Source organism: Roseomonas sp. KE2513 (genome assembly GCF_016107305.1).
Classification (GTDB): Bacteria; Pseudomonadota; Alphaproteobacteria; order Acetobacterales; family Acetobacteraceae; genus Roseomonas.
Genome location: NZ_RCVR01000002.1, coordinates 137,222 through 159,781, shown reverse-complemented (window position 1 = coordinate 159,781; position 22,560 = coordinate 137,222). Strand labels below are relative to the sequence as shown.

The window sequence follows — 22,560 nt, the reverse complement described above, 5'->3', positions numbered from 1 at the left end:
CTTCCGAAGGGGGCCTGCCTGCATGTCCATCGAGACCACCGCGCGTCCGGCGATAGCCGGCGTGCCGAGCGTCACCACCGGCCCGCTGCCGGCTTCCACCAAGGTCTTCAAGCCCGGCATCCTCCACCCCGCGCTGCGCGTGCCGATGCGCGAGATCGCGCTGCACCCGAGCGCGGGCGAGCCGCCGGTGACGGTCTACGATGCCTCCGGCCCCTATACCGACCCCTCCGCCGAGATCGCGATCGAGCGCGGACTGCCCCGCCACCGCCGCGCCTGGACCGAGTCGCGCGGCGAGGTAGAGACATATGACGGGCGCGACCTGAAGCCCGAGGACAACGGCTTCGTCTCCGGCGACCGCCTCACCCCCGCTTTCCCGGTCCGCCACCGCCCGCTGCGGGCGAAGGATGGCCGCGCGGTCACACAACTCGCCTATGCCCGCGCCGGCATCATCACGCCGGAGATGGAATACGTCGCCGTCCGCGAGAATCTCGGCCGCGCCAGGGCCCGCGCGGCGCTGGAGCGCGACGGGGAGGATTTCGGCGCCGCCATCCCCGACCACGTGACGCCCGAATTCGTGCGGGACGAGATCGCGCGTGGCCGCGCCATCATCCCCGCTAACATCAACCACCCGGAACTGGAGCCGATGATTATCGGCCGCAACTTCCTGGTGAAGATCAACGCCAATATCGGCAACTCCGCCGTCACCTCCTCCATGGCGAAGGAGGTGGAGAAGATGGTCTGGGCGATCCGCTGGGGCGCGGACACGGTCATGGATCTCTCGACCGGCCGCAACATCCACAACATCCGCGACTGGATTCTGCGCAACGCGCCGATCCCCATCGGCACCGTGCCGCTCTACCAGGCGCTGGAGAAGGTCGGCGGCATCGCGGAAGACCTCACCTGGGAGGTCTTCCGCGACACGCTGATCGAGCAGGCCGAGCAGGGCGTGGACTACTTCACCATCCATGCCGGCGTGCGCTTGGCCCATGTGCCGCTGAGCGCGAGCCGCGTGACAGGCATCGTCTCCCGCGGCGGCTCCATCATGGCGAAGTGGTGCCTGCACCATCATCGCGAGAGCTTCCTCTACGAGCACTTCGAGGAGATCTGCGACATCATGCGTGCCTATGACGTCTCCTTCTCCCTCGGCGACGGCCTGCGCCCTGGCTCCATCGCCGATGCCAATGACGCCGCGCAATTTGCGGAGTTGGAGACGCTGGGTGAACTCACGCAGATCGCCTGGGCGAAGGACTGCCAAGTGATGATCGAGGGCCCGGGCCACGTGCCCATGCACAAGATCAAGGCCAACATGGACAAGCAGCTGGCCACTTGCGGGGAGGCGCCCTTCTACACCCTCGGGCCGCTGACGACCGACATCGCCCCGGGCTACGACCACATCACCTCCGGTATCGGCGCCGCCATGATCGGCTGGTTCGGCTGCGCCATGCTCTGCTACGTCACGCCGAAGGAGCATCTCGGCCTGCCCGATCGGGACGACGTGAAGACGGGCGTCATCACCTACCGCATCGCGGCCCATGCGGCGGATCTCGCCAAGGGGCACCCGGCCGCCCGCCTGCGCGACGACGCCCTCTCCCGCGCCCGCTTCGAGTTCCGCTGGGAGGACCAGTTCAACCTCTCGCTCGACCCTGACACCGCGCGCTCCTTCCACGACGAGACCCTGCCGCGGGAGGCGCACAAGACCGCGCATTTCTGCTCCATGTGCGGCCCGAAGTTCTGCTCCATGCGCATCTCCCACGACATCCGGGCGGAGGCACAGAAGGAGGGGATGGAAGCCATGGCCGCCAAGTTCCGGGAGGGTGGCAACCTCTACGTGCCCTTGGGGGAGGGTGGCGCGGACTGAGCGGCGCGGCGGCGGGTTGCATCGCCCGCCGCCTTCCGCTTCGTTCGCCGGCCGCAGGAAACGTCCCGGAGGCCGGTCCATGCCCATCAAACGCCGCGCGCTGCTCGCCGCTCCGGCCCTCATGCCCCTCGCGGCACGGGCGCAGGGCGGCTGGCCGGACCGCCCTCTGCGGCTGATCCTTCCCTATACGCCGGGCGGCGGCACCGATGCCGTGGCCCGCGCCCTCGGCACCCGCCTGAACGCCACCCTTGGCCAGCCCGTGGTGGTGGAGAACCGTCCCGGCGCCGGCGGCAACCTGGCGACGGAACTGGTCGCGGGCTCCCGGCCGGACGGCTACACGCTGCTGATGGGGAACCAGGGCCCGATCTCGGTGAACCCGACCCTCTTCGGCCGAAACCTGAAGGTGAACCCGCAAACTGCGCTCGATCCGGTGGCGATGGTGGCGGAGACGCCGCTGGTGCTCGTCGCGGGACCGGCCACGGCCGCCACGACGCTGCCCGCGCTGATCGCCGAAGCCCGGGAGAAGCGGGGCGGGATGAACTACGCCTCCCCCGGCAACGGTGCGGCCGGGCACCTCGCCATGGCCCTGCTGCTCCAGCAGGCTGGGGTGGAGGCGACCCATGTGCCCTTCCGCGGCGCCGCCCCGGGCCTGACGGACGTGGCGGCCGGCACGGTCGCTGCCATGATCAGCACGCTTCCCTCCGTCGCGGGCCTTGTCCAGGGCGGGGTCCTGCGGGCGCTGGCCGTCACCGATGACAAGCGGCTCCCGTCCATGCCGGATGTGCAGACCGTGGCCGAAACCATCCCCGGCTACCGCGCCACCGCCTGGTACGGGATCCTCGTTCCCCACGGCACGCCCGAACCCATCCGCGCCCGGCTGGAGGCCGCCATCCTTGGCAGCCTGGACTCGCCGGAGCTGGCCTCCAGCCTCGGGCGGGAAGGGGCGGTGCCCTATCCCATGGCGGGCGAGGCCTTCGGGCGCTTCATCGCGGCCGAGCGCGCGCGCTGGGCGCCGGTGATCCAGGCTGCCGGCATCACCGCCGACTAGTAGCGGGCGACTTCCGAGCTCCGCCAGGGACTTGCTGCCCGTTCCTCACGGCACCCTTTCAGCGGGGATGCGGGGCCGGAATGGTTTATGTAACGGCGCACGCGAAGTTGCGAGCGGCCTGCGACCGGGTTAGACCGACCGCCGATGGACGGCACCACGACCGCGCCAGCCCTCCCAGACAGTGCCGTTTCGGCGGATGTCGCGAAGGGCCCGCTCCCCCTCTACCGCGCCCGGGTGGCGTCCGGCGCCCTTCGTGCGGACCCTGCCCAGGCGCGCGCGGCCGAGACGCTGCAGGACCTCTGGCGGCGCCTGCGCGGCTACGACCCGCGCCCGGAAGCGAAGGAGGAGCCGGGCCTGCTCGCCCGCTTCTTCCGCCGCAAGCCCGTGGAGGACCAGCCGGACGGTCCGCCCCTCGGCCTCTACCTCGTCGGCGAAGTCGGGCGCGGCAAGTCCATGCTCATGGACCTCTTCTTCGAGACGGCGGACGTGCCGCGGAAGAAGCGCGAGCACTTCCACGCCTTCATGCAGGCCTCCCACCGGCGCATCCACGAGTGGCGCCGGGCCCATGGCGACGCCGCCGATCCGATCCCGCCGCTGGCCGACCGGATCGTGGCCGAGGCCGCGCTGCTCTGCTTCGACGAGTTCCAGGTCCACGACATCGTGGACGCCATGCTTCTCGGCCGCCTGTTCGAGGCGCTCTTCGCCCGCGGCGTGGTGGTGGTCGCCACCTCCAACACCGCGCCCGCCGACCTGTTCAAGGGCAAGCCGGGGCGCGACGCCTTCCTGCCCTTCATCGCCCTCATCCAGAAGCGGCTGGAGGTGCTGCACCTCTCGGCCCTTCAGGATTACCGGCGCGACCGCATCCGGGGCCTGCCCACCTGGCACACCCCGCTTGACGGCCGCGCCGAGCGCGCGCTCGACGCGGCCTTCCGCGAGCTGAGCGGCGAGGCCCATGGCCAGCCCTGTTCGCTGACCGTGCTGGGCCGAAAGCTCGAAGTACCGCAAGCCCACCGGGGAGTGGCGCGCGCGGACTTCGAGACCCTCTGCGGCGCCTATCTTGGCGCCGCGGACTACCTGGCGATCGCCACCCACTTCCACACGCTCGTGCTGGACGGCGTGCCGCGGCTGGGCCCGGAGAACTTCGACCGGGCCCGCCGCTTCGTGACGCTCATCGACACGCTCTATGAGCACCGCTGCAAGCTGGTCGCCTCGGCCGAGGCCGTGCCCGACCAGCTCTACGAGAAAGGGGAGGGGGCGGCGATGTTCCAGCGCACCGCCTCTCGCCTCATGGAAATGCAGAGCCAGGACTACCTGGCCCTGCCACATCTGACGTAGCCGCCCGGCCCGGGATTTGCTCGGCGCGTGCCTGAGGGGGCAGGGCGCCGGGTGGCGATCCGGGGTTGGGCCCAATAGGGGGAAAGATCAACATGCTGCGTTCCTTTGCCATCGCGTTCGGCACCGTCGTCGCGCTCGCGGCGGTCCATCCGGCGGAAGCCCGTCAGGAGGCGCGTTCCTCGGGCAAGGCGGCCCGCGCGACAGCGGCCCGCCCGACTGCCGCACCGACCCTTCGGCCCGCCTTCGCGCCCCGCCCGGCCGCGGCCCCGGCCACCTCGCGCCGGATGGTCGCCGTCGCCCCCCGCGGGCGCGCCGCGGGCTCCGTTCGTGGCCAGCGCAGCGCGGAAGTCCGGTCCTCGCGCCGGCCGGTCTTCGCCGTGCGGGGCGCCACCCGCCGGGAGGCCCTGCGCTACACCGACCTGCGCCCGGCCTCGATGCACGGCCAGCGCAACGGCCTGCGCTTCGTGAGCCTCTTCTCCGCCGCCCCTGCCGCGGCCTCCACCCTGCCGGCGCGCGGCGGCAAGTACGCCAAGGCCGCCTATACCAATACCCGCGACGAAGGTGCCGAGGAGAGCCGTGGCTACGGCCGCATGGGCGTGTGGCACGCCGGCCTGCCCGCCGCCGACGGCGAGCAGATGGATTGCCCGGCCGGCACCATGGCCGTGCTCGCCCGCGGCCATACTGACACCTTCCGCTGCATGCCGATGTGATCCCGGAGGGCGTCCTTCGGGCGGGGAGGGGCGGGGTGCCGAGGGGTGCCCCGCCCCTTTCCATTGCGGGCCCGCCTTGCCCGACCGGGCATCCGGGTCTAATGCCTGCCCGCCTTTCTCGCCCTCGCGAGACTCCTCCTCGAAGGACACCCCATGGCCCGCAAGAAGATCGCCCTCATCGGCGCCGGCAACATCGGCGGCACGCTCGCCCACCTGATCGGCCTGAAGGAGCTCGGCGACGTCGTGCTCTTCGACGTGTTCGGGGGGGTCGCGGCCGGCAAGGCGCTGGACATCATGCAGTCCAGCCCCGTCGATGACTTCGACAGCGCCATGACCGGCGGCTCGGACTACGCGGCCATCGAGGGCGCCGACGTCATCATCGTCACCGCCGGCTTCCCCCGCATGCCCGGGATGAGCCGCGATGACCTGCTGACGAAGAACGCGGGCGTGATGGGCCAGGTGGCCGAGGGCATCAAGCAGTACGCCCCGAACGCCTTCGTCATCTGCATCACCAACCCGCTGGACGTCATGGTCTGGGCGCTCCAGCAGAAGTCCGGCCTGCCCGCGCACATGGTGGTCGGCATGGCCGGCGTGCTCGACAGCGCGCGCTTCCGCCTCTTCCTCGCGCAGGAGTTCAACGTCTCGGTCGAGGACGTGACGGCCTTCGTGCTTGGCGGCCACGGCGACACGATGGTGCCGCTGACCCGCTACTCCACCGTCGCTGGCATCCCGGTCCCGGACCTCATCAAGATGGGCTGGACCACGCAGGAGAAGATCGACGCGATCGTCGCCCGCACCGCCAACGGCGGCGGCGAGATCGTGAAGCTGCTCGAGAAGGGCTCCGCCTTCTACGCCCCGGCTGCCTCCGCCATCGCGATGGCCGAGAGCTACCTGAAGGACAAGAAGCGCGTCCTGCCCTGCGCGGTGATGCTGAACGGCGAGTACGGCCTGAACGACTTCTACGTGGGCGTGCCCGTGGTGATCGGCGCCGGCGGCGTGGAGCGGATCGTCGAGGTGCAGTTCTCCCCCGAGGAGAAGGCCGCCTTCGACAAGTCCTGCGACGCGGTGAAGAAGCTGGTCGAGGACTTCAAGGCGCTCGGCGTCTGAGAATGCGGGCCGGGGGCAGCCCCGGCCCTTTCTGTATCAGGAAGGCGGGACCCGCATGAACATCCATGAATACCAGGGCAAGGAGCTGCTGAAGCGCTACGGCGTTGCGGTGCTCGACGGCTACGTGGCCCGCACGCCCGAGGAGGCCGAGGCGGCGGCGAAGAAGCTGCCGGGCCCCGTGGTCGTGGTGAAGAGCCAGATCCATGCCGGCGGCCGCGGCGCCGGGCGCTTCACGGACGACCCGAACGGCAAGGGCGGCGTGCGCGTCGTCAAGCCCGAGGCCGCGAAGGAAGCCGCCGCCGCGATGATCGGCCACACGCTGGTCACCAAGCAGACCGGGCCCGAGGGCAAGGTGGTGAACCAGGTCTATGTGGAGGCCGGCTGCGACATCAAGCGCGAGCTGTACCTCTCCATCCTGCTCGACCGCGAGACGAGCCGCGTGACCGTCATGGCCTCCACCGAGGGCGGCATGGAGATCGAGGAGGTGGCCGAGCACCACCCCGAGAAGATCCTGAAGGTCGCCATCGACCCGGCCTCCGGTCTCTATCCCTGGGCCGCGCGCAAGCTCGCCTTCGGCCTCGGCCTTGAGGGCAAGCAGGTCGGCACCTTCACGAAGTTCGTCACCGCGATGTACGAGGCCTACACGGCGCTCGACATGGCGATCGTCGAGATCAACCCGCTCGTCGTGACCGGCGCGGGCGAGATCGTGGCGCTCGACGCCAAGGTGTCCTTCGACGACAACGCGCTGTTCCGCCACAAGGACCTCGAGGCCCTTCGCGACGACAGCGAGATGGACCCGAAGGAGCTGGACGCGGTCAAGAACGACCTCAACTACGTCGCGCTCGACGGCGAGATCGGCTGCATGGTGAACGGCGCCGGCCTCGCGATGGCCACGATGGACATCATCAAGCTCTACGGCTCCTCACCCGCGAACTTCCTCGATGTCGGCGGCACCGCCAACGCGGCGCGCGTGACCGAGGCCTTCCGGATCATCACCTCCGATAGCAACGTCAAGGCGATCCTCGTCAACATCTTCGGCGGCATCGCCAAGTGCGACATGATCGCCGAGGGCATCGTGGCGGCGAGCAAGAACCTCTCGCTCGCCGTGCCGCTGGTGGTGCGCCTCGAGGGCACCAATGTCGATCTCGGCAAGAAGATCCTGGCCGAGTCCGGCCTGGCGATCATTCCCGCCGACAACCTTGCCGACGCCGCCCAGAAGGTGGTGGACGCCGTGAAGAAGGCGGCCTGACGCCATGTCCATTCTCGTCGACAAGCACACGAAGGTCATGACCCAGGGCTTCACGGGAAGCCAGGGCACCTTCCACGCCGAGCAGGGCATCGCCTACGGCACGAACTACGTGGGCGGCGTGACGCCGGGCAAGGGCGGGCAGACCCATATCGGCCTGCCCGTGTTCGACACGGTGGCCGAGTGCGTCGAGGCCACCGGGGCCGACGCCTCCGTCATCTACGTGCCGCCGCCGTTCGCCGCGGACTCCATCCTGGAGGCGATCGCCGCCGAGATCCCGCTGGTGATCTGCATCACCGAGGGCATCCCGGTGCTGGATATGGTGAAGGTCAAGCGCGCCCTCTCCGGCAGCAAGTCCCGCCTCATCGGGCCGAACTGCCCGGGCGTGATCACGCCGGAAGCCTGCAAGATCGGCATCATGCCGGGCCACATCCACAAGCGCGGCTCGGTCGGCATCGTGTCCCGTTCGGGCACGCTGACCTATGAGGCAGTGGCGCAGACCACGGCGGCCGGCCTCGGCCAGTCCACCTGCGTCGGCATCGGCGGCGACCCGGTGAAGGGCACGGACTTCCAGGAAGTGCTGGAGATGTTCCTTGCCGACCCTGAGACGAAGCAGATCGTCATGATCGGCGAGATCGGCGGCCAGTCCGAGATCATCGCGGCCGAGTTCCTGGGCCGCGAGAACAAGCCGGGCTCGGCCAACTACAAGCCCGTCGTCGGCTTCATCGCCGGCGCCACGGCCCCTCCGGGCCGCCGCATGGGTCATGCCGGCGCCGTCATCTCCGGCGGTAAGGACACGGCGGAAGCCAAGATGGATGCCATGCGCGCCGCCGGCATCTTCGTGGCCGACAGCCCGGCCGCGCTGGGATCGACCATGGTGAAGGCCATCGCCGCCTGAACTAGCGGTGAATCGCCGAGGTTTGGAAGCGCCGCCAGGGGGCACCCCGGCGGCGTTTTTGCGTTCATGGGCCAGCGTGCTCACGCTCGTCTGAGTGATGCCGAGCGGCAGTTGGGAAGGGGGCAGGTGCCACAGGGCACCGCCAAGGCCCATTTGCTGGGCGCCCGGCACGGATCCAGGCACTCGATAGATGTCATCTATCGAACCTGGAATTCTTATCTATTTGGCATATCTCTTGTGCAAGCCTACCTTCCGTTTCGGCGAAGCGGCACGGCCGCGCCGCGGCACACCGCAACAGGAGATTGCATGTCCCTCATCAACACTAAGATTAAGTCGTTCAAGGCCCAGGCCTACAAGCAGGGCAAGTTCATTGAGGTGACCGAGAACGACGTGCTCGGTAGCTGGGCAGTGTTCTTCTTCTACCCCGCCGACTTCACATTCGTCTGCCCGACCGAGCTGGGCGACGTGGCCGACCACTACGAAGAGCTGCGCAAGATGGACGTGGAGGTCTACTCCGTCTCCACCGACACGCATTTCGTGCACAAGGCGTGGCACGACACCTCCGACACGATCGCCAAGATCCAGTACACGATGCTGGCCGACCCCACGCACGAGATCAGCACGAACTTCCAGGTGCTGCGCGAGGGCCAGGGCCTTGCCGACCGTGGCACCTTCATCGTGGACCCCGAGGGCATCATCCAGGCCGTCGAGATCACCGCCGAGGGCATCGGCCGCAACGCCGAGGACCTGATCCGCAAGATCAAGGCCGCCCAGTACGTCGCCGCCCACCCGGGCGAGGTCTGCCCGGCCAAGTGGCAGGAGGGGGCTGAGACCCTCGCCCCGTCGCTCGACCTCGTCGGCAAGATCTGATCCGCGTCTCCTGAGGTGCCGGCCTTCCGCCGGCCCCGAACGGCCGGGCCCCACGCGGGCCCGGCTGCCCTTTCCTGAATGCCCCGTCCCGGAGTTGCCCCCGTGCTGGATGCCAACCTTAAGACTCAGCTCAAGGCCTATCTGGAGCGCGTGGTCCGTCCCATCCAGATCACGGCCTCCGTCAACGACAGCCCCAAGTCCCGCGAGATGGTGGAGCTGCTGCGTGACCTTCAGGCCGCTTCCCCCAAGATCTCCGTCGAGGAGCACCGGAACGATGGCGAGCGCGCGCCCTCCTTCGCGCTGACCAGCCCGGGCCAGGACATCTCGCTGCGCTTCGCCGGCCTGCCCATGGGGCATGAGTTCACCTCGCTCGTCCTCGCGCTGCTGCAGGTCGGCGGCCATCCGCCTAAGCTGGAGCAGGCGGTGATCGACCAGATCAAGGACCTGGACGGCGAGTTCACCTTCGAGACCTATTTCTCTCAGTCCTGCCAGAACTGCCCCGAGGTGGTGCAGGCTCTGAACCTGATGGCCGTGTTGAATCCCGCCATCAAGCACGTTGCGGTCGACGGCGCGGTGTTCCAGGCGGAGGTCGAGGAGCGGCAGGTGATGTCCGTTCCGACCATCTACCTCAACGGCCAAGTCTTCGGTCAGGGCCGGATGGGCGTCGAGGAGATCGTCGTCAAGCTCGACACGGGCGCTGCCGCGCGCGAGGCGAAGAAGCTGAACGCCGAGGCCCCCTTCGATATGCTGATCGTCGGCGGCGGCCCTGCCGGCGCGGCGGCGGCGGTCTATGCGGCGCGCAAGGGCATCCGCACCGGCGTCGCGGCCGAGCGCTTCGGCGGTCAGGTGCTCGACACCATGGGCATCGAAAACTTCATCTCCGTCCCGCACACGGAGGGCCCGAAGCTCGCCCAGGCGCTCGAGACCCATGTGCGCGATAACGAGGTTCGCATCATGAACCTTCAGCGCGCCGAGGAGCTGAACTTCGAGCACGGCGTGTTCTCCGTGCGCATGGCCGGCGGCGCCACGCTGCACGCGAAGAGCATCATTCTCTCCACCGGCGCCCGCTGGCGCCAGATGGATGTGCCCGGCGAGGACACCTATAAGAACAAGGGCGTGGCCTACTGCCCGCACTGCGACGGCCCGCTGTTCAAGGGCAAGGACGTGGCGGTGATCGGCGGCGGCAACTCCGGCGTCGAGGCGGCGATCGATCTGGCCGGCATCGTGAAGCACGTCACGCTGCTCGAATTCGACACCAAGCTGCGTGCGGACGAGGTGCTGCAGCGCAAGCTCCGCAGCCTGCCCAACGTGACCGTGCTCGTCTCCGCCCGCACCACCGAGGTCGAGGGCGACGGCCAGAAGGTCACGGGCCTCGTCTATGAGGACCGCATCTCCGGCGAGCTGAACACGATCAAGCTTGAGGGCATCTTCGTGCAGATCGGCCTGCTGCCGAACACGGAATGGCTGCGCGGCACGCTCGACCTCTCCCCGCGGGGCGAGATTATCGTGGACGCGCACGGCCAGACCTCGCTGCCCGGCGTCTTCGCGGCCGGCGACTGCACCACCACGCCGTTCAAGCAGATCATCATCGCCGCCGGGGAGGGCGCGAAGGCCTCGCTCGCGGCCTTCGACTACCTCATCCGCAGCTCCGCCCCCGAGGCGGCGCCGCAGCAGGCGAAGGCGGCCTGATCCCGCCCGCGCCTGCCCCATCCCGGGGCGGGCGCGGAACGGCACCCGCATGAACCTTCGTGAACTTCAGTACCTCGTCGCCCTGGCGGACCACCGGAACTTTCGGCGGGCCGCCGATGCCTGCCTCGTCGCCCAGCCCACGCTGTCCACCCAGATCCGCAAGCTGGAGGACGAGTTGGGCGTCGCGCTGTTCGAGCGCTCCCCGCGCAAGGTGATGCTCACCCCCGCCGGGCAGGACGCCGTCGGGCGGGCGCGCCGGATCCTGGCGGAGATGGAGGGAATGCGGGAGGCCGCGCGCCGCCTCTCCCGCCCTGAAGCCGGCACGGCCCGGCTGGGTGTCTTCCCGACCCTGGGCCCCTACCTGTTGCCCGAGGTGATGCCGGGTGTTCGCGCCCGCTTCCCCCAGCTCCAGCTCCTGCTGACGGAGGAGAAGAGCGACCAGCTCCTCGCCCGCCTTCGGGAAGGGCGGCTGGATGCGGCGATCCTCGCCCTGCCGGTGCACGACGCCAGCCTCCACTGCGAGCCGCTTTTCGAGGAACCCTTCTTCCTCGCCGTGCCGCGGAACCACGAGCTGGCCAACCGCGAGAGCCTGCGGATGGAGGAACTCTCCCGCTACAATCTCATGCTGCTGGAGGACGGGCACTGCCTGCGCGACCAGGCGCTGGAGGTCTGCCACCTCTCCGGCGCCCAGGAAGGGTCTGAGTTCCGCGCCACCAGCCTTGAGACGCTCCGCCAGATGGTGCTGGCCGGGCTGGGCGTGACGCTGATGCCCGCCCTGGCCGCCACCGGCATGGCCGCCTACTCGGATCGGCTGCACCTGCTGCGCTTCGAGAATGGCAATCCCAGCCGCCAGATCGGCCTTTTCTGGCGCCGGACCTCGGCGCTGGGCCCACTTCTGAAGGAACTGGCGGTCGTGCTGCGCGATCTTCCGCCGAAGCTGCTGGACCCGCGAAACGACCCCTCAACCTCCCTCGCTGCCCGTTGAGCCGGAGGCGCGCTTGCCGCTTGGGTCAGGGAACCTGACGCAGACACATGGGTGCGATGCGCGCCCACGATTTCCGCCGGGCGGCCCGTTGCGCTAAGATAGCTCCAGAAGAAACAATATTGCGGACATCGGCGCCATGACCATGGACATTCCCTTCACCCGCACCCGGACGCCGCTGTCGCGCCCCGACGACACCTCGCTCTCCTTCGGCAAGGTCCTGACGGACCATATGTTCATGATGAACTACGAGGCAGGCCGCGGCTGGCATGATCCGCGCGTGGTGCCCTACGCGTCGCTCGTCATGGATCCCGCCACTTCGGTCCTGCACTACGGGCAGGCGGTGTTCGACGGGCTGAAGGCGTTCCGCCAAGCCGACGGCAGCATCAAGCTCTTCCGGGCCGAGCGCCACGCGCGCCGCCTCAACAAGTCCTGCCGCGCCCTCTGCATCCCGGAGATGGACGAGGACCTGATCCGCCGCTCCTTCGAGGCAATCGTCGCGGCCGACCATGGATGGGTGCCCCGCGCACCCGGCACCTCCCTCTATATCCGCCCAACCGTGGTCGCGACCGAGGTGATGCTCGGCGTGCACCCCGCCAGCCGCTACACCTATTTCGTCATCTGCTCGCCCGTCGGCTCCTACTACAAGGAGGGGGTGAAGCCGGTGCGGATCCTCGCCACCGACACCCATGTCCGCGCCGTGCAGGGCGGGCTGGGCGAGGCGAAGACGGCCGCGAACTACGCCGCTTCCCTCTCCGCCCAGCAGGAGGCCGAGGCCGCCGGCTACACCCAGGTCCTCTGGCTTGACGGCGTCGAGCGGCGCTGGATCGACGAGGTCGGCACCATGAACATCATGATGCGGATCGGCGACGAGGTGATCACGCCCCCGCTCGCCGGCACCATCCTCGACGGGGTGACGCGCAACTCCATCCTCACCCTTCTGCGGGACTGGGATGTGGCGGTGAACGAGCGCCGCATCTCCATCGAGGAGGTGATGGCCGCTGGCCGCGACGGCACCCTGAAGGAGATGTGGGGCACCGGCACCGCGGCCGTCGTCTCCCCGGTGGGAGAACTCGGCTACAAGGGCGAGAAGATCACCATCGGCGGTGGCCAGACGGGCGAGCTGACCCAGAAGCTCTACGACGCCATCGTCGCCATCCAGTACGGCCGGGCGCCCGACCCGCATGGCTGGATGACCGAGGTGAAGACGCCCGTCGAGGCGTGAAGGTGGGCAGGGCCGGGGGATGCCTCCTCCGGCCTTGCTCTTTTCCCGGCCCCCCGCTAGATCCCCCGGCGCGCCGGCACCCCTGGAGGCTGGCGCCCGTTCGCGCGCCCTGATGGCAGCGCGGATCGTTCAAACCCAACGTGCGAAGGAATTTGTGGCAATGGTCCAGACCATTCGGATCGAGGCCGCGGCGCGCGAGCGGGCCGGTAAGGGGGCGGCGCGCGCGACCCGGCGTGGGGGCTCTGTCCCCGCAGTGATCTATGGCGCGAAGCAGGAGGCGACCCTCCTCGCCCTCGACCCGCGCGACGTGATGAAGGAGCTGCAGAAGGGCGGCTGGCAGTCTCACCTCTATGAGGTGGCCGTGGCCGGCGGCGCGACCGAGCGCTGCCTCATGCGCGACGTGCAGTTCCACCCAGTCTCCGACCAGCCGATCCATGTGGACTTCCAGCGGCTTGCCGCTGGCCAGAAGATCCGCGTGCGCGTGCCCGTGGCCCTGCTGGGCGAAGACGTCTCCCCCGGCATCAAGGCCGGCGGCGTCGCCAACCTCGTTCGCCGCGACCTCGAGGTGATGGCCGACCCCGACAACGTGCCCGAGCGCTTCGAGGTGGACCTCTCCACCGCGGAGATCGGCGACACCATCCGCTGGTCCGCCGTGAAGGACCAGCAGGGCGCCGTGCCGACGCTGGACCGCGACTTCGTGGTGCTGACCGTCGCCCCGCCGACGGTGGCCGAGGCCGAGGTCGTGATCGCCGCCCCGGCGCCCGCGCCGGATGCCGGCAAGGGTGGCAAGGGCGCCAAGGGCGCCGCGAAGCCCGCCGCCCCGGCCGCGAAGAAGAAGTAAGGAAAGCGGGCCGGGTATTCCCGGCCCCTTTTCGCTCGGATTGTCTGGGGCGCGCCCGCGCGAGCGGGGCGCCTCTTTCATTTGGGGAACGAGGGATGCTGCTCTGGGTCGGCCTGGGCAATCCGGGGGCGGAGCACGCCCGCCAGCGTCACAACATCGGCTTCATGGCGGTGGAGCGCATCGCCTTCCGCCACCGCTTCGCCCCCTGGCGCAGCCGCTTCAAGGGCGAGGTGTCGGAAGGCCAGATCGCTGGCCAGCGGATCATCCTCCTCAAGCCGCAGACCTACATGAACGACAGCGGCAACTCGGTTCAGCCCGCGGCCGCCTTCCACAAGATCCCGCTGCCGGACATCACCGCCTTCCACGACGAGCTGGACCTCGCACCCGGCAAGGTGCGCGTGAAGCGGGGCGGGGGCGCGGCCGGGCATAACGGGCTGCGCGACATGCAGCGCGCCTTCGGCAGCCCGGATTTCGGGCGCGTGCGCCTCGGCATCGGCCATCCCGGCCACAAGGACCGGGTGCACGGCCACGTCCTCGGCAACTTCGCCAAAGTGGACGCCGAGTGGCTCGACCGCCTGCTCGACGCCGTCTCGGACGCTGCCCCCCTGCTGGCCGAGGGCCGGGCGGAGGAGTTCATGACGAAGGTCGCCCTTCTCACCCAATCCTGAGCGTCAGGGCCGGACCAGTTCGGCCCTCCGGCCAGTGAGGCGGGTGAGCCAGCCGGGCGCGGCGGGCCGCCGGGCGAGGCGCTTCCCCGCTTCGATCGACCAGCGCTCCACCCCGAAATGGAGGAGGGCCGCGACCGCCATCACGGCCGGCACGGTGATCGCCAGCGCCGGGTAGTAGCCGAGCCCGCCCGCAATCATCAGCAGCTTGAGCAGCGAGTACCCGATCAGCGAGTGGATGAGGTAGAGCGGGAAACTGATCGCGGCCAGCGCGTCCAGCGGCCGGAAGGGCCGGAGATGCCCGCGGATGAGGAAGAGCCCGCCGAAGAGCGCGAGGGCGTAGGCATAGTTCACCAGCACATGCGGGTAGCCCTCCGGAAAGGGTCCCCCGCGCCAGCAGGCGACGAAGAGGGCCCCCAGTCCCACGATCCCCGCCAGCAGCCCCGGCGCCGAGAGCAGCCCGCGCAGCCGGTAGTTGAACAGCACCCCGATGAGCATGAAGACGAGATAGGGGGTGGAGAAGAGGACCCCGTTGAACGGCGCCTGCCAGGGCGCCACGGCCGCCGCGAAGAGGGGCGCGCCGAGCGCCAGATTCGCCGCCAGCGCCCCGAAGCCGATGGCGAAGAGGGCCGAGACGCTGCCCCGCCGGATTGCCGGCGCCAGCAGCGCCATCAGCAGGTAGAACTTCAGCTCTACCACCAGCGACCAGTTCACGAGGTCCACCGTCGGCTTCACCAGGATGTCCTGGAGGAGCAGCGCATTGGCCAGGATCGTCGAGCCCGCGTGCGCGAAGGGCAGATCCCAGTAGCGGGAGGCCAGCCAGACCCCCCCCAGGTTCACTGCGAGCGCCGCGAGATAGGTGGGATAGATCCGCAGTAGCCGGGCGAGGATGAAGGTGGCCCGCGAATGCGCCCCGAGCGAGATCGGGATGACGAGCCCGCTGATGAGGAAGAAGACTGCGACGCCGAAGGGCCCGAAATTAAACCAGGGCTGGCTGACCAGCGTGAAGATTCCCGGGAGCTCGCCCGGCTGCGGCGGGGAGGAGGTGGTGATCCCCACCACTTCGCGGCTGCCCCAGAACACGCCGATGAGATGCGCGACCATAACCGCCAGCGCCGCCAGACCGCGAAGCTGGTTGGCGAAGACCAGCCGGTGGCCGTCGCGCGAGGGGGCGGCGCTTGCCCCGCCCTCGGACGGGCGCGGCTGGTTTTGCTGAGAGGGGGTCGTCATCACTCGTCCAACGGGGCGCTGCGGCGCAGGGGCGGGGGATCGCCGCCTCCGCTTATAAGGCAGACGCATGGCTCGGCCACCGGCGCTCTGCTGGCGCCGCGGCACGGGGCGGCGTAAGGGGCAGGGCTGTATCCCCAAACGCACGGAACACCCCGCCACCATGGGCTTCAACTGCGGCATCGTGGGCCTGCCCAACGTCGGCAAGTCCACCCTCTTCAACGCGCTGACCCAGACGGCCGCCGCCCAGGCCGCCAACTACCCCTTCTGCACGATCGAGCCGAATGTCGGCCGCGTCGGCGTGCCCGACCCGCGGCTCGACGAGTTGGCCCGCATCGGCAAGTCGATCAAGAAGGTCCCGACGAGCCTTGAGTTCGTGGACATCGCCGGCCTCGTTCGCGGCGCCTCGCGCGGGGAAGGGCTGGGCAACCAGTTCCTGGCCAATATCCGCGAGGTGGACGCCATCGTCCACGTCCTCCGCTGCTTCGAGGACGGCGATATCACGCATGTCGAGGGCAGCGTGGACCCCGTGCGCGACGCCGAGACGGTCGAGACGGAGCTGATGCTCGCCGACCTCGAGAGCCTCGAGAAGCGCCTCGTCCCCGCCCAGAAGAAGGCGAAGAACGGCGATAAGGAGAGCGCGGCTTTCGTGGCGCTGGCCGAGCCGATCGTCGCCGCCCTGACCGAAGGCAAGCCGGCCCGCACCGCCGTGCCGAAGGGCGAGGAGGCCACGGCCGCCCGCCTGCAGCTCATGACCACCAAGCCCGTGCTGTACGTCTGCAACGTGGAGGAAGGCTCGGCCGCGACCGGCAACGCCCATTCCGCGGCGGTCGAGGCACGTGCGAAGGCCGAAGGGGCGCGGGCCGTCATCGTCTCCGCTGCCATCGAGGCCGAGATCAGTCAGATGGGCGAGGACGACCGGGCGGAGTTCCTGGACAGCCTCGGCCTGAAGGACAGCGGCCTCGATCGCATCATCCGCGCCGGCTACGACCTGCTGGGCCTCATCACCTATTTCACGGTGGGCCCGAAGGAATCCCGGGCCTGGACGATCACCAAGGGCACCAAGGCCCCTCAGGCCGCCGCCGTCATCCACAACGACTTCGAGCGCGGCTTCATCGCCTGCGAGACGATCGCCTACGACGACTTCGTGGCGCTCGGTGGCGAGCAGGGAGCGAAGGAGGCCGGGAAGATGCGGGTGGAAGGCAAGGAGTACGTCGTGAAGGACGGGGACGTCCTTCTCTTCCGCTTCAACGTCTAGCAAAGGAGCCTGCTGGTCTCTTGGCGAAGCCAGCCTGGATGGCATTGGAAGCGGAGAATGGTGCTGTGACGCCCAGACCAGCCGCCGCGGAATTTGCTGCGGAAGTAGCCTCGGTGAGCGCTGCGTACGGCGTCCGCAAGCGAGGCGCCCGCCTCTCTTGTCAGCACGGGCGCGGCGAGGGGCCGGGCGCGTATACGTATCGGGCGGCTCTCTCGTCCTTTAGCTCTCGCTTTCGCGATTGATGTATTTCGGGCTTCGTTCTGTAAGCAAGCCGGAAAAAGGAAAGGGCCCGGTGGTCTCCCACCGGGCCCCTCAAACCTTCCGACGGGAGGAGAATTCCCTCCCGGCATTCCCCTCAGCGCGTAATGGCGCGGCGGTGACGCACGTGGCGGCGATGACGACGGCTGGCGACGTCCTGCGTGACGGAGGCCACCTCGCGGGCAGACTCGACGGAGGTCGTCACGGCGCCCGGCGTCATCGCCTGACCCGTGCTCGCCAGGCTCGCGAGAGCGACGACAAAAAAGCTACCAAGAATCCAACGCATTGTGGCCCCTCTTTCCCCTTTAGTGGGAATAGCATGCCGTAACATGGCTTCAAGTAAACGTGAATTCTCGGTAACGTGATCACTAATTGGTCGAGGGAATACTTTGGTCCATGGCCAGTGCCGGCACCGCGTCCCGGCACCATCCGACGACCCGCGCCGGCACGCCCGCGACCGTCGCGCAGGGGGGCACGTCGGCAAGCACCACGCTGCCCGCGCCGACCTTTGCTCCTCGGCCGATGACGATGTTGCCGAGCACCTTCGCGCCCGCCGAGAGCAGCACGCCGTCCCGCACCTTCGGGTGCCGGTCCCCGCGCTGCTTGCCCGTGCCGCCCAGCGTCACGCCCTGAAGAATGGAGACGTCGTTGCCGATCGAGGCCGTCTCCCCGACCACCACGCCCGTCGCGTGGTCGATGAAGACTCCGCGCCCGACGGGCACCGCCGGGTGGATATCCACCCCGAAGACGAGCGAGCTGCGGTTCTGGAGGTAGCGCGCGAGATCCTGCCGCCCCTCATTCCAGAGGTGATGCGCCACCCGGTGCCAGGCGAGGGCGTGAAAGCCCTTGTAGTAGAGGAAAGGGGAGAGCCAGCCGCGCGCCGCCGGGTCGCGCCGCCGCGTGGCCGCGAGGTCTGCTACAGTGAAGCCGACGAGGTCCGCCCCGGCCTCTCGCACCAAGCCCTCCAGCCGCTCGGCCGGCATCAGCGGTTCCGCCAGCCGTCCCGCGAGAAGGGAGGCAAGGGCGGGCAGCAGCGCCTCATGGCGGAGGACGGCGAGTTCCAGCAGGGCGCGCAGCGCCGGCTCGCCCGCGGCCGCCGCTTCCGCCTCCTCCCGCAATGCCTCCCAGAGCGCGGGCGCAGTCGGGGTGGGCTCCGCCGCCTCGGCACCGATGTCGATCCCGGCCCTGTTCATCAACCTCTCCGTCGCTTCCGGTGCGTCGCGGTGCCGGAATGGGCCGCGGCAACGCCCGCGTCCAGCCGCAGGCCTCTCGCCAGATGGGGCAAGGCCCCGCCTCTTACATCGGCAGCCGCACCACGGCGCGCAGCCCGCCCATCGGGCTCTCCTCCAGCGCGATCTCGCCGCCATGGGCGCGGGCGATGTCGCGGGCAATGGCGAGGCCGAGGCCCGTGCCGCCGGCGGAGAAGCTGGCGAAGGGCTTGAAGGCCCCCTCCCGCGCCGGGGCGGGGATGCCCGGGCCGTTGTCGTCCACCAATACCTCCGCCCAGCCCGGCGTCGGCCGGACGGAGACGGCGACGAAGCCCGCGTGGCGCAGGGCGTTGTCGAGCAGGTTGCCCAGGCAGCGCCGCAGCGCATCCGCCCTTAGCGGCAGGGTGAGGGAGGGCGGAACCTCGTGCACCACCACCTGCGACCCCTCCGCGGGAAGGCGCGAGACCATGTCCCGCACGAGGGCGACGAGGTCGGTGCTCTCCGGCGCCTCCAGCACCTCGCCGCGCGCGAAGGCGAGGTAGGAGGCGATCATCCGCTCCATCTCCTCCACGTCCTGGGTCATGGCGGCCGCGTCCTCCTCGGCGCCGCGCGGCAACATGGCGAGGCCGAGGCGCAGGCGGGTGAGGGGGGTGCGCAGGTCGTGGCTGATGCCGGCCAGCAGCTCTGTCCGCTGGGTGACGAAGCGGCGGATATTCGCGCGCATGCCGTTGAAGGCGGCGCCGGCCTGGCGGACCTCGCTCGCGCCCTCTGGCTTGATCGGGCCGGTCTCGCGCCCCTTGCCGAAGGCTTCGGCCGCCGCGGCCAGGCGGCGCAGCGCCCGCACCTGGTTCTTCATGAACAGCGCGGCCACCCCGAAAAGCAGCAGCGAGGCGCCGACGAGCCAGATGACGAAGAGATAAAGCGTGCCGGAGAAGAGACGCTTCCTCGGCGCCTCCACGCTCAGCACGCCGTCGGGCATGCCGATCCGGATGATCACGCTGCGCGGGTCGCTCTGCCAGTCCGTGTCGAAGGGAAGACGCACGCGCTCCCGGATCGCCTGGTCCAGGTCCTCCTCCAGCGGCAGCAGGGGCAGGCTGGCCGGGCGCGAGGCCGGCGGGCCAAGCGTCGCGCCGGCCTCGAAGGCAAGGGAGAGGTCAAGGCGCCAAGCGGCCTCGCGGAAGATCCAGCCCCACTCCTCCTGGTCCGGCTGGCGGGAGAGGACCTCCGTCACCATGCCGATATCCCCCGCGACGCCCCCTGCCAGCCGGCGGGAGATCACGTCGAGATGGGTGCCGTAGAAAAGCTGCAGCGCGATGCCCTGGGTGACCACCAGCGGCACGAGGATGATGAGGAGCGCGCGCGCGAGCAGCCCGCGCGGCACGAAGGGACGCAGCGCGGCCGTGACCACCCCGCGCAGGCGCCGGCGGCGGGTCCAGGCCGGGGGCGAGCAGGGGTGTGCGCCAGCCTCGGCCTCTGCCGCCCCGTCGCCGCGGCCGATGCTGGCCCTGCCGCTCCCCGGCCTCGCGATACCCCGCTCGCCGATCTCGGCGGCGCCGATGTCCGGTGCCATGGCGGCCCTCCCCGATCCGTCCCGCGCCTGCCGATCCGGTTCAGGCGCCGGGGCGGAGGACATAGCCCTTGTGCCGCACCGTGTGCAGGAAGCGCGGCTCGCGCGGGTCGGGCTCGATCTTGCGCCGAAGCCGGGTCACGGTCACGTCCACCGCGCGCTCCCCAGCCTCGGGCGAGCCCATGGCGGTGGCGATCTCCTCGCGCGACAGCACCTCGCCCCCACGCCGGGCGAGCGCGACGAGGAGCGAGGCCTCGCCGCCGGTCAGCCGGGTCACCCCCTCGGGCCCGCGCAGCTCGCCCCGCTCGGGATCGAACCAGCGCAGGCCGAGCTGCACCGGGGGAAGGGGCACGGCGGAGGGCGGCGCGGCGCGCTTGAGGATGGTGCGGATCCGAAGCGCCAGCTCCCGCGGGTCGAAGGGCTTGGCGAGGTAGTCGTCGGCGCCGTGCTCGAAGCCGGCGATGCGGTCGTCGGGCTCGCCCGCCGCCGTCAGCATGAGGATGGGCACGTCCTGCCCCGCGCGGCGGAGGCTTTCCGTCAGGTGCAGCCCGGTCTCGCCGGGCATCATCACGTCCAGCACCATTAGGTCGAATTCCATCCCCTCCAGCGCCTGGCGCGCGGCGGCGGCATCGGCCGCGGCGGTGACGCGGAAGCCCTGCTCGGCCAGGAAGCGCTGGAGAAGGGTGCGGAGACGCGCGTCGTCATCGACCACGAGCAGGTGTGCGGCGTCGGTCACGGCGCCTTCTCCACCGCAGCTTTAGGGGCGGGGGCAGGGCTGCCGCCCTCGGGCGCCGGCCCTTTACCACCCTCCGGCCGGGCCCTCTGCGGCGCGTCGTGACTGGGAGGGGCGCCCGCCCGAGCCCCCAGGCGATCCAGCCCGCGTCGGGCTTCCGGGCCCATCAGCCCGCGCATGACGTGGCGGAAGCCCTCCACCGCCGCGGGCCCGGCCTCGCGATAGGCGCGCGTTACCGTCTCCCGCTGCCGTTCGAAGAGGCGGCGCTCCAGCGCCTCCCCCATCGGGGTGAGGGAGAGGTGCCGCTGGCGCCGGTCCGCCCGGCCCGGGCTCTGGGCGACATAGCCCTGAGCGACGAGCGGCGTGAGCACGCGCGCGAGGGACTGCTTCGTGATCGCGAGGATGCCGAGCAGCTCCCCCACCGTCAGCCCTGGCCGCCGGCCGAGGAAGTGCAGCACCCGGTGGTGCGCCCGGCCCATGCCCAGCTCCGCTAAGATGGCGTCCGGCCCCGCCGTAAAGTCGCGGTAGCCGAAGAAGAGAAGGTCCTGGGCCAGCCGCAGCTCCTCCTCCCGCAAGAAGAGGAGGTTTCGCCCGGCCGCGCCCTGCGTGCCGGCAGGGGAACTGGGCACACCACGGGGATCCGGCCGTTCGGACATGGCAGCTCCGCCCCCTGGTTCTGGCAGTATTGTTGACGTAATCATGAGTTTTCTTCTAAAAATTCTTGGCGAGAAGAAATAAACTTACTCTCAATGGTGCCTTCAGGAAGGAAAACACTCATGTCTCCCGCTCCCTTCGATGACCGCGACGGATGGATCTGGCTCGATGGCGACTTCGTGCCCTGGCGCGACGCGAAGCTGCATGTGCTGACCCATGGGCTGCATTATGCCAGCGGCGTCTTCGAGGGGGAGCGGGCCTATGGCGGCCGCGTGTTCAAGTTGCGCGAACATACCGAACGCCTCTTCCGCTCCGCCCGCCTTCTCGGCTTCGAAATCCCTTACGGCATGGGCGCGATCGAGGCGGCCTGCACCGAGGCCCTCGTCCGCAACGGTCTGACCGACGGGTATCTCCGCCCCATCGCCTGGCGCGGCTCGGAGAAGCTGGCGGTGGCAGCGCGGGGCACAAGCATCCATGTCGCAATCGCCGCCTGGGCCTGGCCGAACCTCTTCGGCGCGGACCGGATGGCCGGCATCTCGCTGGCCATGGCGAAGTGGCGCCGCCCCTCGCCCGAGACCGCACCGACGGAGTCGAAAGCGAGCGGTCTCTACGTCATCGGCACCCTGGCCAAGCAAACGGCGGAGGATGAGGGCTTCGACGACGCCCTCATGCTCGACTTCAAGGGCGACGTGGCGGAGGCGACCGGGGCGAACATCTTTTTTGTTTTCGACGGGGAACTGCACAGCCCGGCCCCGTTCGGCTTCCTCGACGGTATCACCCGCCGCACCGTAATGGATCTCGCCCGCCAGGCTGGGATGAAGGTGGTAGAGCGGACCATCGCGCCTACGGAAATCGCCGGGGCGAGCGAGGTGTTCCTGGCGGGCACGGCGGCGGAGGTGACGCCGGTGCGGCGGATTGGGGAGCTCCGCTTCACCCCGGGCCGGATCACGGAGCGGCTGGTCGCCGACTACGCCAGCCTGGTGCGGGGCGGCCAAGCCGGTCTCGTCGCGGCGGCCTGAGCGGTTGATGGGGAGGGGCGGGCGGGTCCGCCCCTCCCTCTTTGCCATTTCCCAGGACTTATGAGTTGCCCGTGTCTTGCGCCGACCTGTCATGACGGTAAGACGGGTGACAAGCGGTGCGTCGCGGACCAATTGGTGCGTGGGAGACCCGGCCAGCGCCGG

General features: G+C 69.7%; 21 protein-coding genes. 15 read left to right on the top strand and 6 right to left on the bottom strand.

Features of this window, described 5'->3' with window-relative positions; genetic code table 11:
• Window positions 1-22: 22 nt before the first annotated feature.
• The 13 genes from thiC to pth all read left to right on the top strand — a co-directional run bounded on the left by thiC (window position 23) and on the right by pth (window position 14,477).
• Window positions 23-1,858, top strand: a complete 1,836-nt coding sequence (gene thiC / locus D9599_RS02925) for a phosphomethylpyrimidine synthase ThiC (protein ID WP_198379729.1) — start codon at window positions 23-25, stop codon at window positions 1,856-1,858.
• Between the two features lie 79 nt (window positions 1,859-1,937).
• Complete coding sequence (locus D9599_RS02920; RefSeq protein WP_198379728.1) at window positions 1,938-2,906, top strand: tripartite tricarboxylate transporter substrate binding protein; 969 nt, start codon at window positions 1,938-1,940, stop codon at window positions 2,904-2,906.
• A gap of 144 nt (window positions 2,907-3,050) precedes the next feature.
• Window positions 3,051-4,241 carry a cell division protein ZapE gene (gene zapE / locus D9599_RS02915; protein ID WP_198379727.1) on the top strand — a complete coding sequence of 397 codons (1,191 nt, stop codon included), beginning with the start codon at window positions 3,051-3,053 and terminating at the stop codon, window positions 4,239-4,241.
• Between the two features lie 92 nt (window positions 4,242-4,333).
• On the top strand, window positions 4,334-4,951 hold the full coding sequence (locus D9599_RS02910) for a hypothetical protein (protein ID WP_198379726.1): 618 nt from the start codon (window positions 4,334-4,336) through the stop codon (window positions 4,949-4,951).
• 153 nt (window positions 4,952-5,104) lie between these two features.
• Window positions 5,105-6,058 (top strand): malate dehydrogenase, encoded by a 954-nt coding sequence (gene mdh / locus D9599_RS02905; RefSeq protein ID WP_043832274.1) that lies wholly within the window; start codon window positions 5,105-5,107, stop codon window positions 6,056-6,058.
• Between the two features lie 55 nt (window positions 6,059-6,113).
• The gene (sucC, locus tag D9599_RS02900; protein WP_198379725.1) at window positions 6,114-7,307 is read left to right on the top strand and encodes an ADP-forming succinate--CoA ligase subunit beta; all 1,194 of its coding nucleotides are present in this window, start codon (window positions 6,114-6,116) and stop codon (window positions 7,305-7,307) included.
• Between the two features lie 4 nt (window positions 7,308-7,311).
• Window positions 7,312-8,202, top strand: coding sequence for a succinate--CoA ligase subunit alpha (sucD, locus tag D9599_RS02895; RefSeq protein WP_198379724.1), 891 nt, complete (start codon window positions 7,312-7,314; stop codon window positions 8,200-8,202).
• A 306-nt stretch (window positions 8,203-8,508) separates the two neighbouring features.
• Window positions 8,509-9,072, top strand: coding sequence for an alkyl hydroperoxide reductase subunit C (gene ahpC, locus D9599_RS02890; protein WP_198379723.1), 564 nt, complete (start codon window positions 8,509-8,511; stop codon window positions 9,070-9,072).
• A 102-nt stretch (window positions 9,073-9,174) separates the two neighbouring features.
• A complete protein-coding gene (gene ahpF, locus D9599_RS02885) occupies window positions 9,175-10,761 on the top strand; it encodes an alkyl hydroperoxide reductase subunit F (RefSeq protein WP_198379722.1) in 1,587 nt (528 codons plus the stop codon).
• A gap of 49 nt (window positions 10,762-10,810) precedes the next feature.
• Window positions 10,811-11,746, top strand: a complete 936-nt coding sequence (locus D9599_RS02880; RefSeq protein WP_198379721.1) for a LysR substrate-binding domain-containing protein — start codon at window positions 10,811-10,813, stop codon at window positions 11,744-11,746.
• Window positions 11,747-11,882: 136 nt separating this feature from the next.
• On the top strand, window positions 11,883-12,968 hold the full coding sequence (locus D9599_RS02875; RefSeq protein WP_198379720.1) for a branched-chain amino acid aminotransferase: 1,086 nt from the start codon (window positions 11,883-11,885) through the stop codon (window positions 12,966-12,968).
• A 160-nt stretch (window positions 12,969-13,128) separates the two neighbouring features.
• On the top strand, window positions 13,129-13,809 hold the full coding sequence (locus D9599_RS02870) for a 50S ribosomal protein L25/general stress protein Ctc (RefSeq protein ID WP_198379719.1): 681 nt from the start codon (window positions 13,129-13,131) through the stop codon (window positions 13,807-13,809).
• 95 nt (window positions 13,810-13,904) lie between these two features.
• Window positions 13,905-14,477, top strand: coding sequence for an aminoacyl-tRNA hydrolase (gene pth / locus D9599_RS02865; RefSeq protein ID WP_198379718.1), 573 nt, complete (start codon window positions 13,905-13,907; stop codon window positions 14,475-14,477).
• A gap of 3 nt (window positions 14,478-14,480) precedes the next feature.
• On the opposite strand, the gene D9599_RS02860 is transcribed toward pth, so the two are convergent.
• Window positions 14,481-15,704, bottom strand: a complete 1,224-nt coding sequence (locus D9599_RS02860; protein WP_198379717.1) for an acyltransferase — start codon at window positions 15,702-15,704, stop codon at window positions 14,481-14,483.
• A gap of 160 nt (window positions 15,705-15,864) precedes the next feature.
• On the opposite strand from D9599_RS02860, the gene ychF reads away from it, so the two are divergent.
• Window positions 15,865-16,959, top strand: coding sequence for a redox-regulated ATPase YchF (gene ychF / locus D9599_RS02855; protein WP_198379896.1), 1,095 nt, complete (start codon window positions 15,865-15,867; stop codon window positions 16,957-16,959).
• A 355-nt stretch (window positions 16,960-17,314) separates the two neighbouring features.
• Here ychF and D9599_RS02850 read toward each other — a convergent pair whose 3' ends face one another.
• From D9599_RS02850 to D9599_RS02830, 5 genes are all read right to left on the bottom strand, one after another.
• Window positions 17,315-17,503 (bottom strand): hypothetical protein, encoded by a 189-nt coding sequence (locus tag D9599_RS02850; RefSeq protein WP_198379716.1) that lies wholly within the window; start codon window positions 17,501-17,503, stop codon window positions 17,315-17,317.
• A gap of 82 nt (window positions 17,504-17,585) precedes the next feature.
• Window positions 17,586-18,410, bottom strand: a complete 825-nt coding sequence (gene cysE / locus D9599_RS02845; RefSeq protein ID WP_198379715.1) for a serine O-acetyltransferase — start codon at window positions 18,408-18,410, stop codon at window positions 17,586-17,588.
• Between the two features lie 103 nt (window positions 18,411-18,513).
• The gene (locus tag D9599_RS02840; RefSeq protein WP_198379714.1) at window positions 18,514-19,995 is read right to left on the bottom strand and encodes an ATP-binding protein; all 1,482 of its coding nucleotides are present in this window, start codon (window positions 19,993-19,995) and stop codon (window positions 18,514-18,516) included.
• A gap of 40 nt (window positions 19,996-20,035) precedes the next feature.
• Window positions 20,036-20,728, bottom strand: a complete 693-nt coding sequence (locus D9599_RS02835; RefSeq protein WP_198379713.1) for a response regulator — start codon at window positions 20,726-20,728, stop codon at window positions 20,036-20,038.
• Window positions 20,725-21,381, bottom strand: coding sequence for a MarR family transcriptional regulator (locus tag D9599_RS02830; RefSeq protein WP_198379712.1), 657 nt, complete (start codon window positions 21,379-21,381; stop codon window positions 20,725-20,727). Before D9599_RS02830 ends, D9599_RS02835 begins: the two co-directional genes overlap by 4 nt.
• A gap of 120 nt (window positions 21,382-21,501) precedes the next feature.
• Here D9599_RS02830 and D9599_RS02825 point away from each other — a divergent pair, with 120 nt between their 5' ends.
• On the top strand, window positions 21,502-22,398 hold the full coding sequence (locus D9599_RS02825; protein WP_198379711.1) for a branched-chain amino acid aminotransferase: 897 nt from the start codon (window positions 21,502-21,504) through the stop codon (window positions 22,396-22,398).
• Window positions 22,399-22,560 lie beyond the last annotated feature (162 nt).